1 pseudogene is annotated in these 234 nt (G+C 50.0%); it reads right to left on the reverse strand.

From position 1 onward, the window contains the following. Positions 1-234: pseudogene (locus tag AB4585_RS23035) on the reverse strand (Holliday junction branch migration DNA helicase RuvB); the annotation flags it as partial.

Raw genomic sequence — 234 nt, forward strand, 5'->3', positions numbered from 1 at the left:
CCCGAATCGATATGCCCATCACCCTTCACTTCGGCATAATCTCGTACACGCCTTAGTAAACGGTTAGCGATACGCGGAGTACCACGAGCACGCCTTGCAACTTCAAGAGCACCCTCTTCTTCCATCGATAAATTCAAGCAATCGGCACTGCGCTGAACAATGTGCTGCAGATCTTCAATCTGGTAGTATTCAAGACGCTGAGTAATACCGAATCGATCGCGCAGTGGCGAGGTT

The sequence above is a fragment of the Vibrio sp. 10N.222.49.C9 genome, from assembly GCF_041474985.1.
In the GTDB taxonomy this organism is placed as follows: domain Bacteria; phylum Pseudomonadota; class Gammaproteobacteria; order Enterobacterales; family Vibrionaceae; genus Vibrio; species Vibrio crassostreae_C.